General features: G+C 69.0%; 14 protein-coding genes. 5 read left to right on the top strand and 9 right to left on the bottom strand.

The annotated features are described in order from the left end of the window. Positions 1-7: 7 nt before the first annotated feature. From FNH24_RS00755 to FNH24_RS00745, 3 genes are all read right to left on the bottom strand, one after another. The gene (locus tag FNH24_RS00755; RefSeq protein ID WP_246186687.1) at positions 8-2,194 is read right to left on the bottom strand and encodes a Tat pathway signal protein; all 2,187 of its coding nucleotides are present in this window, start codon (positions 2,192-2,194) and stop codon (positions 8-10) included. Between the two features lie 310 nt (positions 2,195-2,504). Continuing rightward, a complete protein-coding gene (locus tag FNH24_RS00750; protein ID WP_152360216.1) occupies positions 2,505-2,936 on the bottom strand; it encodes a hypothetical protein in 432 nt (143 codons plus the stop codon). Between the two features lie 117 nt (positions 2,937-3,053). Further along, entirely contained in the window at positions 3,054-3,818 is a 765-nt protein-coding gene (locus FNH24_RS00745) for a nucleotidyltransferase domain-containing protein (RefSeq protein WP_152360215.1), read from the bottom strand. A gap of 138 nt (positions 3,819-3,956) precedes the next feature. On the opposite strand from FNH24_RS00745, the gene FNH24_RS00740 reads away from it, so the two are divergent. Then, positions 3,957-4,274 (top strand): AbrB/MazE/SpoVT family DNA-binding domain-containing protein, encoded by a 318-nt coding sequence (locus FNH24_RS00740; protein WP_152360214.1) that lies wholly within the window; start codon positions 3,957-3,959, stop codon positions 4,272-4,274. Between the two features lie 414 nt (positions 4,275-4,688). Here the strand turns inward: FNH24_RS00740 and FNH24_RS00730 are convergent, their stop codons facing one another. Continuing rightward, positions 4,689-5,390, bottom strand: a complete 702-nt coding sequence (locus tag FNH24_RS00730) for an NAD-dependent epimerase/dehydratase family protein (RefSeq protein WP_152360213.1) — start codon at positions 5,388-5,390, stop codon at positions 4,689-4,691. 59 nt (positions 5,391-5,449) lie between these two features. On the opposite strand from FNH24_RS00730, the gene FNH24_RS00725 reads away from it, so the two are divergent. Then, positions 5,450-6,721, top strand: a complete 1,272-nt coding sequence (locus FNH24_RS00725; protein WP_152360212.1) for a mandelate racemase/muconate lactonizing enzyme family protein — start codon at positions 5,450-5,452, stop codon at positions 6,719-6,721. 14 nt (positions 6,722-6,735) lie between these two features. Here FNH24_RS00725 and FNH24_RS00720 read toward each other — a convergent pair whose 3' ends face one another. Together FNH24_RS00720 and FNH24_RS00715 are read right to left on the bottom strand one after the other, a co-directional pair. Then, on the bottom strand, positions 6,736-7,338 hold the full coding sequence (locus FNH24_RS00720; protein ID WP_152360211.1) for a dihydrofolate reductase family protein: 603 nt from the start codon (positions 7,336-7,338) through the stop codon (positions 6,736-6,738). A gap of 18 nt (positions 7,339-7,356) precedes the next feature. Then, positions 7,357-8,079 carry a helix-turn-helix domain-containing protein gene (locus tag FNH24_RS00715; protein WP_246186686.1) on the bottom strand — a complete coding sequence of 241 codons (723 nt, stop codon included), beginning with the start codon at positions 8,077-8,079 and terminating at the stop codon, positions 7,357-7,359. A 174-nt stretch (positions 8,080-8,253) separates the two neighbouring features. Here FNH24_RS00715 and FNH24_RS00710 point away from each other — a divergent pair, with 174 nt between their 5' ends. Further along, positions 8,254-9,075 carry an amidohydrolase family protein gene (locus tag FNH24_RS00710; RefSeq protein WP_217427980.1) on the top strand — a complete coding sequence of 274 codons (822 nt, stop codon included), beginning with the start codon at positions 8,254-8,256 and terminating at the stop codon, positions 9,073-9,075. A 51-nt stretch (positions 9,076-9,126) separates the two neighbouring features. On the opposite strand, the gene FNH24_RS00705 is transcribed toward FNH24_RS00710, so the two are convergent. The 3 genes from FNH24_RS00705 to FNH24_RS00695 form a co-directional block, all read right to left on the bottom strand. After that, positions 9,127-9,663, bottom strand: a complete 537-nt coding sequence (locus FNH24_RS00705; RefSeq protein WP_152360209.1) for a dihydrofolate reductase family protein — start codon at positions 9,661-9,663, stop codon at positions 9,127-9,129. Between the two features lie 111 nt (positions 9,664-9,774). Next, positions 9,775-10,263 carry a GNAT family N-acetyltransferase gene (locus FNH24_RS00700; protein WP_152360208.1) on the bottom strand — a complete coding sequence of 163 codons (489 nt, stop codon included), beginning with the start codon at positions 10,261-10,263 and terminating at the stop codon, positions 9,775-9,777. Continuing rightward, complete coding sequence (locus FNH24_RS00695) at positions 10,263-10,832, bottom strand: GNAT family N-acetyltransferase (RefSeq protein ID WP_170304461.1); 570 nt, start codon at positions 10,830-10,832, stop codon at positions 10,263-10,265. Before FNH24_RS00695 ends, FNH24_RS00700 begins: the two co-directional genes overlap by 1 nt. Before the next feature lie 110 nt (positions 10,833-10,942). On the opposite strand from FNH24_RS00695, the gene FNH24_RS00690 reads away from it, so the two are divergent. After that, a complete protein-coding gene (locus tag FNH24_RS00690; RefSeq protein WP_152360207.1) occupies positions 10,943-11,263 on the top strand; it encodes an ArsR/SmtB family transcription factor in 321 nt (106 codons plus the stop codon). Between the two features lie 11 nt (positions 11,264-11,274). Next, a complete protein-coding gene (locus FNH24_RS00685; RefSeq protein ID WP_152360206.1) occupies positions 11,275-12,579 on the top strand; it encodes an alpha/beta fold hydrolase in 1,305 nt (434 codons plus the stop codon). The last annotated feature ends 6 nt before the right edge of the window (positions 12,580-12,585 follow it).

Genomic DNA, 12,585 nt, shown 5'->3' with positions numbered 1-12,585 from the left:
GTCGTGATCACGCGGTCTCGATCACCAGCACCTCATGATCAACAACACGGTCGAGGCCGAACGCGACCTGGCCGTCCTCGATCTCGGCGGCGAGCTCGGCCCCGGTCACCAGTGAGCGGACCCGGCCGGCGCGGGCCGGGGTCCGGACCGTCAGTCGGAACGGTCCGACCGGGATGAACTCGTGCACCGGTGCGCGGCCGGTGCCGGTCGCGGTCAGATTGACCAGGTGACAGATCAGCCGGTCGTCCTGCCGGTAGAGCTGGACGTCCAGGGTGCCGGTCCCCTCGACCGTGATCGGCAGTTGATCACGCGCCGACCACCGGACCAGGTTGGCCAGCAGCCGACCATGATCGGGTTGGCCGTCCCGGCCGAAGCAGCGATCCAGATCGGCCGCCAGATAGGCCACCCGGCCGGCACCGTGGTCGCGCAGCACCAGGCCGGGCACGCCGCTGCTCGGCCGGCGCATCCACGAGGTCTCCGGCGGATAGATCGGGAACGGCGGGACCAGGGTGATCGGGATTTCGGCGCCGTCGTCGACGGTGACCACCTCGATCCGGCCGGCGAACGGCAGCACGTCGGTCCCCTCGAACCCGGCCAGCACCGGATGCCGCTCGACCGGCACGACCGGCTCCTGCGGCCGCGGGCCGGCGTCGTCGGACCGCGGCGCGGGAGGCAGCCGGAGGTAGGTGTGCTCGGCCCAGGTCTCCCAGCTGGCGGCGGCGACGTCATCGGTGCCGTGATGGCTGCCGGTGGCGTGCGCACCGATCACGTCGGCCAGCCCGAAGTCCGGGCGCGGATCGCCCCATTCGTCGAACCGGCTGGACTCGCCGGTGATCACCAGCCCGCCGCCCGCGGCGGTGAAGTCGCGGATCGCCGCGCACTGGGCGTCGGACAGGGCACCGAGGTTGGGCACCACGATCGCGTCCAGGGCCGCGGCCTCGCGGGCAAGATCATCGACATGCACCGGCCGGTACGGGATCCGCGCCCGGATCAGCGCTTGCACCACCCCTTCTCGCGGCAACGTGATCTTGGTCGAGGCCGAGTCCCGGCCGAAGAAGTCGACGCAGTCCTGACTCCACAGCACGCCGACGGTCGCGATCGGCTCCCGGTCGACCAGATAGTCCTGGTTGGCCTCGTGCCAGCTGAAGAGCGGCTCCGCGGTCTGATACTGCCGGCGGTCCTCGTGGAAGGCGCCGATGTGGTGCCACCAGGGCTGGATGCCGGCGGCGAAACCCTCCAGCGCCCACAGCCGAGCCTCCGCCTCGGGCTTGCTGCCGAGCCGGAAGGTCGGCCGGCCGTTGCCGTACAGCGCGGTGCTCTCCGGGATCAGCGTGCGCCAGCCGACCAGGCCGTGGATCAGCTTGCCGGCTTCGGAATTCGCCGAGAAGCTGCCGCCGTCGCGCCGCCCCTGATGATCAAGCATCACGATCGGGCTGCGCTCGCCGATGGCCCGGAAGTCGCGGAAGGCGCGCGCCTGGTGCTCGACGTGGCCACCGTTCATCCCGAGCCAGAGGCAGTGCTCGCCACCGGCCGCCTGGGTGGTGCGGTTGTTCAGGTCCCAGATCTCCACCCGGCGGGCGTAGTTCCACTTGATCCACTGCCGGAAGGCGGGATCGTCCCAGTCCCGCCGCGCCGGCAGCGACTCCCCCGCCGCGGCACGAAAGCCGGTTCGGCAGAAGCCGCAGTAGCAGATCGAGGTGTTCGGCAGCCCGCTCCAACTGTTGTCGGCGAAGCCGTCCGGTTGGCTGCGCTCGATGATCTCGGTCAGCACGTCGGGCAGATAGTCCTGGTAGTACGGGCTGTTGACGCAGGCGACGTAGAGATCACCGGCGCGGTACGGACGACCGTCGGCGTCGACCGCGAACCAGTCCGGATGCTCGACGTAGAACGGCTCGTGCGCCCGGTTGGAGTCCATCCGGGCCAGCACCGCCAGCCCCTCTTCGCGGGCCGCGGTGACGATCTCGCCGTAGAGATCACGATCGGCCAGGTGCTCGGCCCGGTGCTGCAGCTCGTACCGGCTCGGGTAGTAGGTGACGATCCCGCCGGCGTTGATGATCACGCCCTGGACCCTGGTCCGGCGCCAGTAGCCGCGCCACCAGTCCGCGTCGTAACGGGCCGGGTCGATCTCGGTGAGGTTGGTCTGCCCCCAACGCAGGGCTCGGCGGTACCACGGTTCTTGGTTGTCGGCGTCCATCGGCGAGATCCCCATTTCCGCTATATAGAATTGTTCGTCCGCTATTCGCACATCCTAACGGACGGGATCAGCCGCTCGGGTTGCATCAGTTGCCCGCCGGACAGCAGTCGGTGGCGGCTGCGGATCAGCTCCAGCGCGGTCACCGCCATCGACCCGAAGGTCAGTCCGCGCCGGTCGGCGACCCAGTCGATCAGCTCCCGCGGCCGGGCGAGATCGGCGCCGAAGTGCAGCAGACTGAGGTGCCGGAAGGTGCGGACGTAATCGCGCTCCAGCCAGTCGTCGGAGCCGAGCTCGTCGGCCAGGGTCGCGGTCAGTTCGTCGACCCGCTCCCGGCCGGTGGCACGCCGGCCAGCACCGCCGACGGGGTGATCGTCAGCCCGGTGATCGTCACCGGGAAGCCCGCAGTACGGGAGGCGACGGCGCGGGTGGCCCGGGCGTAGCGGGCGACGGCGGCGTCAGCTTCGGGGATCTCGGAACGGAAGCGCTCCAGTGCCCGGACCGTCAGGTGGGCCGACCCCAGGATGCCGGTGTGGAAGTGGCCCGGGCCGGCCAGCTTGATCAACTCCCGGGTGATCGTGTCGAGTCGGTCACCGAGGTCGCGATCGGGGAAGATCACCACGCTGACCGGCCAGCGTCCGCCCTCGACCGGCGGCCGTTCGCGATGGTGTCGTTGCTCGATGATCAACGGCACCGTCTCGTCGAACAACTCGTGGAATCTGCGACCACCGGGTGTCGCCGTCACGGACGGATCGTACCGGGATCAGTGTCTGTACCGGGAAGCGCGGGTCGAGGTGCTTGTTCCGTTCCCTCAGCTTGTCGAAGGGGCTGGGGAGATGATCGGGCTTGCCCTTCGACAGGCTCAGGGAACGGAACTAACGGCCAGCTCGGCCGCGCAGCGGTCGCGGATCCGTTCGATCATGCTGACGGCCGTCGCCGGATCCGGGGACAGGTCGGTGATCATCCGGTCGACGTCGGTCAGACCGGCGGCCGAAAGCAGCCGCTTCTCGTTGGTGACCCAGCGGCCCCGCGCCGCGACGATCGCGTGCGCCGCACAGGTGATCGCCTGCGCAGTCAGCCCGATCGCCAACGTGGAGCGACCGGCGCGGGCGGCACCGTCGATCGCGTACCCCAAGATCAACTGAGCCCGGCCCCACCAGTCCCGCGGCGCCGATTCGCGCAGCGCTGCCGGAAAGGTCGGCCGCGGCAGGTCACCGACCAGGGTCCGGTTGATCGCCAGCTCGGCCAGCAGCAGATAGCTCGGGATCCCGGCCAGGTGGAACAGCAGCGGCTCGATGGTGAACCGGCCCTGCTCCGCCTCGGCCATGATCGACTCGATCACGTCGAGATCGCGATAATGCACGTCCACCCGGCGCCCGTCGACCGTCAGCCAGCCGCCGCCGTTGAACAGGCCGCCGCCCCAGCCGCCCAGCTCGCTGACCTCGCCCGGCCAGCCGCAGTCGCGGAGGTCCTGCGGATCGAACCGGCCGCCGTAGTAGAGGCCGAGGTCGTAGTCGGCGTCGGGCGCGTGCTGATCTTGAGCTCGGGAGCCACCGAGTGCGACCGCGGTCACGCCGGGGAGCGCGGCCAGCCGATCGGCGAGAGCGGGGAGGAAGTCGTCGGGCATCCGCCCACCCTAGGGTGATCGTCCGGGTGGCCCGCATGGTTTTTCAGCGGCTTTGACATCCTTGGCCACGCTCCTCACCGATCAAAGCTGGCCGTTAAGCGGCATTGCCGTTCTGCGGCTTCTTGGCACCATGGGTGTATGAGTGCTGAGCCCCACGGTTTCCACGGCTACGTCAGCGTGCAGCGACGCGGCGTGATCGCGCTGCCGGCCGACCTGCGCCAGCGCCTGCACCTGGACGAGCCCGGTGCGCAGATGGAGATCACCGAACGTGCCGACGGCGTGATCGAGCTTCGGGCAGCCCTGCCCGTGCCGGCCGACCAGGCGTGGTTCTGGACCGAGCACTGGCAGCGTCGCGAGCGCGAGGTCGACGAGCACGTCGACGCCGGCCGGGTCACCGTGCACGAGAACGCCGAGGACTTCCTGTCCCACCTCGACGACCTCGACGCCGACAGGTGAAGTTCGAAACCACGCCGGCGTTCGACAACGACTACCGCCGACTCGAGCCGGAGCATGTTGCCGAGTTCAGGACGTGGTCCGGGAGAAGTTCATCGCCGCCTGCGACGCCTACGCTGCCGACCCGGCGACATCATGGCCCGCCTCGCTCGGGGTGAAGTCCGTGCGTGGAACGTCCGGAGTGCTGGAGATGACCTGGTCTTTCGCCAGCCCGGACGGGCGGGCCACTTTCGAGTTGATCACGGTCGATGAGGAGCTTCGGGTGCGATGGCGACGAGTTGGTGATGACGAGGTCTTCAAGAACCCATGAGCAGCGTCAGCGACGAGTTGGAGCTGATCGGATCGAGGTGTGGTTCCTGGGTTGCCGGAGGGAGTGGGGAATGTGGTCTGCCCTTCGACAGGCTCAGGGAACGAAGGCTAGCGAGGGGTCGGGTGCCAGTTGAGCAGGCGGGCCGCCTTGGCGAGGGAGGTGTGCCGCTCCTCCGCGTCGCCGCTGATCGTGATCACCTGATGTCCGTCCCGTAGGTGCAGGGCGGCCTCGAAGGCGGTGGCGACGTCAGTGCCGCGGGTGCTGATCATGGACTGGACGCTGTCGCCCGGCGGGGGCCAGTCCTGATCCGGGGTGGGGTGGCAGAGCCGCAGCGAGTTGATCGTCAGGCCGCGGGCCTCGACCGCGTGCCGGCAGACCTGCTCGCCGAGCGTCTTGGTGAAGCCGTAGAAGCCGGTCGAGTCGGGCGTCACCGTCTCGTCCGGGTAGCGGTCGCGCGGCTCCTCGAAGACGCTGAGGGTGCTGGCGTGGACGCCGTGCCGCACGCCGGCCCCGGCGGCAGCCCACCAGGCCAGGTAGAGACCTTTCACGTTGACGTCGAACGCCAGCGCGGCGGTGCCGACGGAATCCCAGTCCCGCTTGGGATTCATGACCAGATAGACGACCGCCTCGACCCCGGCCGCGGCCGCCCGCAGGCCGTCGAAGTCCTCGACGCTCCCGGACCGGAACTCTACCTCCGGACCCTCAGCGGGCGGATGGAGGTCGTACACGACGACCTCGTGATCTTGGGCCAACCGCGGAATGATCAGGGACCCGACCAGCCCCGATCCGCCGATCACCAGCAGTCGCATTCGGACTCCTTCGCTCGAGGCCTTGACCGGGCCCGCACCGGAAGGTTAGCTGCCGTGGTGTGAGCGTACGCATCGCGGCCATCGACCGGATCACGCTGAATGTCCCCTTCACTCCGCGCTGTCAGATCTGGAACTCGCTGCTGGTCTGGAAGTGGGGCATCGTCGAGGTGGTCCGGGTCGAAACCGACAGCGGACTGGTCGGCTGGGGTGAGGCGTTGTTGCACTACGGCTGGGGCGGCGGCCTGACCGATGCCACCGTCGAACGGGTCCGGGGCCGGTCGGCGGCGGAGTTCCTCGGCGACGACTCGATCGGTGCGGGGCTGCAGATCGCCCTGTACGACGTCGTCGGCCAGGCCCTCGGCGTCCCGGTGCACGCGCTGCTGTCCGGCCGGCAGGTGCGGGAACGGTGTCCGATCGCCTGGTGGAACACGAAGATGCCGCCGACCCAACTGGCCGCCGAGGCGACCGAAGCGGTGGCCCAGGGCTACACCACGCACAAGTTCAAGGCGCGGCCGTGGATCGATGCGATCGACCAGGTCGAGCAGATCGCCGCGGTCACCCCCGACTCGTACCGGCTGGACATCGACTGGAACCAGATGCTGCTCACCGCCGGCGCGGCCGCGCCATTGCTGCAGGCTCTCGACGGCTATCCGCAGACGGCGATCTTCGAGGCGCCGATCCCGCAGTCGGACTACGACGGTTACCGGCAACTCCGGTCCAAGATCAACACGCCGCTCGCCGTACACTGGAACGCCGCGCAATTCATCCCCGGGCTCGACGCCGTCGACGGCTACGTGGTCTCCGGCGGCGCCGAACACGTGCTGCGACAAGGAATCCTGGCCGCCGAGTTCAACAAGGACTTCTGGCTGCAGAACGTCGGACTCGGCCTGACCACCGCCTTCAACACCCATCTCGGCGCGGTGCTGACCCACGCCCGCTGGCCGGCGGTCACCGCCCTCAACAACTACGCCGACGATCTGATCACCGATCCGCTGGTGATCAGCGACGGCGAGGTCACGGTGCCGACCGGGCCCGGGCTCGGCGTGACCGTCGACGAGGCGGCCCTTGATCGTTTCCGGATGGAGCCGCCGTACGATCTGCCGGAGCCGCGGCACGTGCTGTCCATGGTCTGGCCGTCCGGCCGGGTGCTGCATTTCGCCCGGATGCAACACCTGTGGGACTTCAGCCTGACCAACCACCACCCGCCGGAGCGCGGCATCAGCCTGGAGATCCACCGGGAGGCGGACGCGCCGGACCCGCAGGCCTGGGCCGACCTCTATCGGCGGGCGCTGCGGGCACCGGTCGCGGACCGCCGGGTCGGCCCGGCGTAGGGCGTGTGCGCGCGCTAGCCCGCCACGGTCCGATACCGGACCAACAGCGCCCCGGTCGGTGTGGTCTTGGCCGAGATCAGTTCGAGCGCCTGACCGGTGACGCCGTCGAAGAGCCGGTGCCCGGTGCCGACGACGTACGGCGTGATCAACAGTCTGACCTCGTCGACCAGACCCTCGGCCAGCATCGAGGTCGCCAGCTTCATGCTGCCGCCGACCATGATGTCGCCCTCGATGCCGGCGGAGCGGAGCAGTCCGATCCGGTCGGCCAGCGGGGCACCGGGTTCGCCCAGCACTTCGGCCCGGTCCCATTCGAGATCGAGCGGCGTCGAGGTGATCACGTACTTGGGCATGGAGTTGATCTTGCGCGCGAAGGCGGCGTCGCCCTCGCCCTGGTACGTGGGCCAGTAGGCACCCCAGTCGTTGTACTGTCCGCGGCCGAGCAGGCAGGCCTCCCAGGTCGACATCTGATCTTGGAGATCCGCGGCCATGTCGTCGTCCCAGTTGCGCATGAACTTGTCCGGCGCCTCGACGACTCCATCAGCGCTGGAGAAAAGACTGATCACGATCTTGCTCAATTCGGGTTCCTCCCAGGAGTGCGTGAGGACGGTTCCTCCCACGTCGAAAGGGAGCGTAGATCAGCGGGAATGGTCTGTCGTGTACAGAAGCGACAGCGGCACCGCGGCGTCGCTGCTCAGCTCGGTCGCGGTGCGGCCGATGTAGCGGCGCAGCGACCGGTGCAGATGCGGATTGTCATGGAAGCCGAGTTCGATGATCACCTCGGCCGGGGCCGCGCCGTCACCCAGCATGATCGCCGCGGCACGGGCTCGATCCATCTGCCGAGCCGCCCCGCGGGTGACACCGGTGGCGGCGAGGAACCGTCGTTGCACCGTGCGAGCCGACAGATCCGGCGTGGCACCTCGGGCGATGTCGGTGATCAGTCGGTCGCGACCCAGGATCTCCTCCCGGACGAGCCGCTGGACGAAGAGTTCCGCAGTGTCGAAATCAGGATGTTGCCAATGACTACCGGCCAGGTGGAACGACCGGTCGGAGACGTCGGGGATCGAGATCTCGCGGTCCAGCAGCCTGGTCCCCGACAGGTGCGGCAGGAACGCGCCGAGGGCGAAGTCGATCCCGAAGAAGGTCGCGTCCTCGGGCACCTCGGCCCGGCTGCCGCCCGACTCGGGGCCGGTGATCGAAACGCTGAGCTTCCCGCGGTGACACCAGCTCACCAACCCCACGCGCGGATTGGCGACGGCGAGCATCTGTCCCACGTCGTGGCTGCGACTGCGCCAGACCCGCTCGATGTACGGCGACTCCGATGCACGGTGCTCGACGACAAGCCCCGTCTGAGAGCTCACCACCTGGTCCTGCACTTCCATGTCAACAGAATGCAGGAACGCCGATCTGCCTTCTGTCACGGGGTTCTTGCTGACATTCTGCACTGGTGCTGGCCTCGACCAGGGCCGGCGGTCGCGGGCTGATCAGTGCCCGACTGCGCACCCGACCCGGCTCCGGTGCCTATCCTGGCGATCGTGTCCTCACCTCGCACCGGCGCGATCTCCGATCTCAGCCCGACCCCGGTCTTCGACTGCCATGTCCATCTCCCTGACGGGGAGACTTCGTTGCAGGCCTACCGGGCCGACGTCGCGTCGTCCGGGATCGAACTGATCGGCTTGTGCGGCCTGTGGTTCGGCGGCCCGCACCAGGCGCTGGCCGGCGAACCGGCGCAGTTGCGGACGGGCAACGACGGCATGATCACCCTCGCGGCCGGACATCCTGACCTGGTGCCGGCCGCCACCGTCCACCCCTACGACGCGTCCGCGACCGACGAATTGACCCGGGTGGCGGGCCGCGGCATCACGGTGCTCAAGCTGCACCCGCACACCCAGCGGTTCGACGCAGCCGATCCGCGGGTGCTGACCCTGGTCCGCGCGGCCGGCGAACTCGGGCTGACGGTGTTGTTCGACAATGCCGGCATCCTGCCGGGGGACAGCGAGCGGCTGTTCAATCTGGCCCTGCAGGCACCGAAGACGATCTTCATCTTCGCCCACCTCGGCGGCCTGAACTTCCGCTTCTGGAACGTCCTGGCGCTGGCCCGCACGGCCGATGATCTGCTCCCGGACACGCTCTACTTCGACCTCTCGGCGACCGTGGTCCTCGCGGCGGGTTCACCGATCGAGGCGGAGTTCGTCTGGACCCTGCGCAACGTCGGCATCGACCGGGTGCTGCTGGGCTCGGACCATCCCCAGTTCACCTTGGCCCGGACCCTCGAGGCGCTCGACCGGCTGGACCTGACGGCCGAGGAGAAGTCCCGGATCAGGCACGGCAACGCCCGCCGACTGTTCGGCCGTTGATGATCACGTACGACGGTGATCATGGTCGAGCACCCCGAGGACCGGCGATGATCACCGGGTCGGGCGGTACTTCAGGAAGGTGACGCCGGTGGAGAGGGCCTTGCTCTCGGCCAGCTCCAACCGGTGCGCCGGGGCGTCGCCCTCGAACAGCCGCTGGCCCTGGCCGACGGTGACCGGGTGCAGCAGCAGCCACAGCTCGTCGATCAGGCCCTCGGCCAGCAACCAGCGGGTGGTGATCGCGCTGCCGTTCATGCAGATCACACCGTCGGTGTCGTCCTTCACCTGCTGCACGGCCGCCGCGTCGCCCGGGACCACGACCGTGTTGTTCCAGGTCGGATCCTGCAGCGAGGAGGAGATCACGTACTTGCGGATCTTGTTGAAGTAGTCGGCGTACTCGTCGGTGCTGGTCGGCCAGTAGGCGGCGCCGCCGTCGTAGCCGGCCCGGCCGAACAGGAAGGCCTTGTTCTGCGCCATTCCGGCGCCGATGATCTCCCCCATCTCGTCGTTGAAGTACGACATGTGCCAGGTCTCCGGGGCCTCGACCACGCCGTCCAGGGAGATGAAGAAGGTGCTGATCAGCTTGCCCATGATGTCGATCCTCTCGAGGGTTCCGGGCCGGTTCTTCGACCCTTTCTCCCCCAGGTCGAACGGGACGGCCGCCGGATCGACAACGACCTCGGAGAATTTCTCGTCGGTCCGTCAGCGGTGCTGCAGCGGCAGGATGAAGTAGCCGCCGCGGTCGTCACCACCACGGACCTCCGGCTGGAACGCGAAGCCGAGCCGGAACTTCAGCCGGTGGTTGGCCCGATAGCCGCCGGCGCTGTGCGAACGCACCTGCCAGCAGCCGGCCGCCCTGGCCTCGGCGATCGCCCGCCGCTGCAGGGCCAGGCCGATCCCCTGCCGCCGGTGATCGGGACGCGTGCCGAAGGCCAGGATCCTGGCCTCGGTCAGGGTGTCGCCGTCGATGATCGACAGCTGGCAGCTCTGATCGGGCCCGATCGGCTGGATCACGTACCGCAGCAGGCCGACGGCCGGACCCTGCTCGGCGAAGGCCGCGAGCACCCGGGACTCCAGATGCCACTCCGCCGCCAGCTCGACCCAGGGACGCTGCTCCAGCTCGTCGATCAACTCCTGGACCGCCTGCGCGTCGGCCGTACCGGATCCGAGGTCGACGGCGCGCAGCTCCATCAGCCGAGGGTAGTTGACGGTGATCGCCGGGATTGCCACTCCGCCCGGGTGATCTGATACTCGACCTCGCCCAGCTCGGTGCCGGGCAGCGGATCGTCGAACTGCTCGTGGTACGTACGCAGATACCGCATCCCGACCGCGGCCATCACCCGGCGGGACCGCTCGTTGACCGACATCGTGTCGGCCGTGATCCGGTCCAGGCCGCGATCGGCGAACCCGTAATCGATCAACCCCCGGCCGCCCTCCGACGCGAGCCCCCGGCCCCAGGCGGTGCGCCGGAGCCGGTAGCCGAGGGTCCCGTGGCCCGGCTCGTCGCCGATCCGGAGGGCGAACCAGCCGAGGAAGTCGCCGCTGTCCCGGTTGCGCGCGACCCACTGGCCGAAGCCGGGAGTCCGCTCGTATTCGGCCAGGATCCCCTCGACCTGTGACGCGATCGCCTTCCGCGGGGTGGGCAAGCGGTCGATGAACCGCATCACCTCGGGGTCGGAGTCCAGCTCGGTGAGGATGTCGATGTCGGACCGGGTGATGGGTTCGAACGACAGCCGACCGGTGGTCAGAATCGCGTTCACGTCGTGATCTTGCCAGGCGCCGGCCGGTCCGGTCGAGGGGACCGGAGATCCTAGGACCGCCCATCGTATATGCGTTTGTATGTATATACAGATGAGTGTATGTTCTCGTCATGGTCGACCACCTGCAACGGCGATTGACGGCGATCTCGGAGCCGACCCGGTTCCGGATCGTCGAGTTGCTCCGGGACGGCCCGCAGTCGGTCGGCGGCATCGTCGACGCCCTGGAGCTGGGCCAGCCACAGGTGTCCCGGCACCTGCGGCTGCTCGGCGAGGCGGACGTCGTCGAGGCCACCAAGCAGGCCCAGCAACGGATCTACCGGCTACGCCCGGAAGCGATGCGTGAGCTGAGCGACTGGACGCAGCGATTCGCCGGCCTGTGGTCGGACCGGATGGACCGCCTCGGCTCCTTCCTCGACGAGCCGGAACAGTGAGGAGTTCAGACATGCCGGAAGACGGCATCGTGATCGACCGGTCACGCAACACCATCCAGGTCAGCCGCCGCTACGCCGCTCCGGTGCAGCGGGCATGGTGGGCCTGGACCGACGCCGACGCGATCGCGCAGTGGTGGGGGCCCGCGGGCTGGGCCGCGACCGTGTACGAAATGGAGGTGCGACCGGGCGGCCGGTGGCGGTTCCAGATCGCACCGGCGGACGGATCGGCCGAACCGGTCCGCGGCGTCGCCACCTACGGCCGCGTCGTCCCCGACACCGAACTGGCCTACGAGGACAGTTTCGCCGACGAGGCCTGGCAACCCGACGGGACCGGCACCTTCCCCACCACGGTCACCTTCGCCGTCGCCGGCACCGGCTGCCGGGTCGAGGTCCTGACGACCTTCCCCGACGGCCGGGCCCTGCGGCGAGCGGTCGAGCTGCAGATGGCCGACGGCTATGCCGAGGCTCTCGACCGACTCGACGACCTGCTCGACCCGACCAAAGGACAAACGATCATGCAGACCATCACCTCCGCCGACGGCACCACGATCGCCTACGAGAAGACCGGCTCCGGCCCGGCGATCATCGTGATCAGCAACGTCGCCGAAGATCACACCGGGGTCGCCGGCCTGGCGAAGATCCTGGCCGAGGACTTCACGGTGATCACCTTCGACCGTCGTGGCCGCGGCGGCAGCGGCGACCCGCAGCCCTACGACCCGGCCCGTGAACTCGAGGACATCGCTGCCCTGGTTGAGATCGCGGGCGGGTCCGCGGCCCTGACCAGTGGTTCCGGCGGTTGCGCGATCACCCTCGATGCGGCGAGCGCGCTCGGCGATCGGGTGACCGGCGTCTACCTCTACGATCCGCCGTTCATCGTCGACGACTCCCGGCCGCCGGCGCCCGCCGCCTACGTCGAGCACGTGTCGGAGCTGGTCGCGGCCGACCGGCGCAGCGATGCCGTCGAGTACATGATGACCGAGCTGATCGGCGTTCCCGCCGAATATCTCGAGCCGATGAAGCAGGACCCGTCCTGGGACGAGATGGCCCGCTACGCCCACACCTATGCCTACGAGGGTCGGATCCTCCGCGGGCTGCTGGACGGCAAGCCGCTGCCGACCGACCGGTGGTCGATCGACGCCCCGATCGCGGTGGCCGTCGGCGGCAACAGCGAGCCCTACTTCCGGGTCTGCGCCGACGCCCTGGCCGCCCTGCTGCCGAACGTCACGGTGCTGACGCTCGCCGGCCAGGATCACGGTGCGTTCTGGCTCGCTCCGGAGCCGGTCGCCGAGCAGCTCCGCGGCTTCCTGCTCGACTAGTCGCAG

This window comes from Microlunatus speluncae (genome assembly GCF_009299835.1).
Classification (GTDB): domain Bacteria; phylum Actinomycetota; class Actinomycetes; order Propionibacteriales; family Propionibacteriaceae; genus Microlunatus; species Microlunatus speluncae.
This window is presented reverse-complemented; position numbering and strand designations above follow the sequence as displayed.

Bases quoted from the DNA above. Each gene is read 5' to 3' on its own strand.
- FNH24_RS00755 (WP_246186687.1), bottom strand. From the start codon at position 2,194: ATGGACGCCGACAACCAAGAACCGTGGTACCGCCGAGCCCTGCGTTGG.
- FNH24_RS00745 (WP_152360215.1), bottom strand. From the start codon at position 3,818: ATGCCCGACGACTTCCTCCCCGCTCTCGCCGATCGGCTGGCCGCGCTC.
- FNH24_RS00740 (WP_152360214.1), top strand. From the start codon at position 3,957: ATGAGTGCTGAGCCCCACGGTTTCCACGGCTACGTCAGCGTGCAGCGA.
- FNH24_RS00730 (WP_152360213.1), bottom strand. From the start codon at position 5,390: ATGCGACTGCTGGTGATCGGCGGATCGGGGCTGGTCGGGTCCCTGATC.
- FNH24_RS00705 (WP_152360209.1), bottom strand. From the start codon at position 9,663: ATGGGCAAGCTGATCAGCACCTTCTTCATCTCCCTGGACGGCGTGGTC.
- FNH24_RS00700 (WP_152360208.1), bottom strand. From the start codon at position 10,263: ATGGAGCTGCGCGCCGTCGACCTCGGATCCGGTACGGCCGACGCGCAG.
- FNH24_RS00690 (WP_152360207.1), top strand. From the start codon at position 10,943: ATGGTCGACCACCTGCAACGGCGATTGACGGCGATCTCGGAGCCGACC.
- FNH24_RS00685 (WP_152360206.1), top strand. From the start codon at position 11,275: ATGCCGGAAGACGGCATCGTGATCGACCGGTCACGCAACACCATCCAG.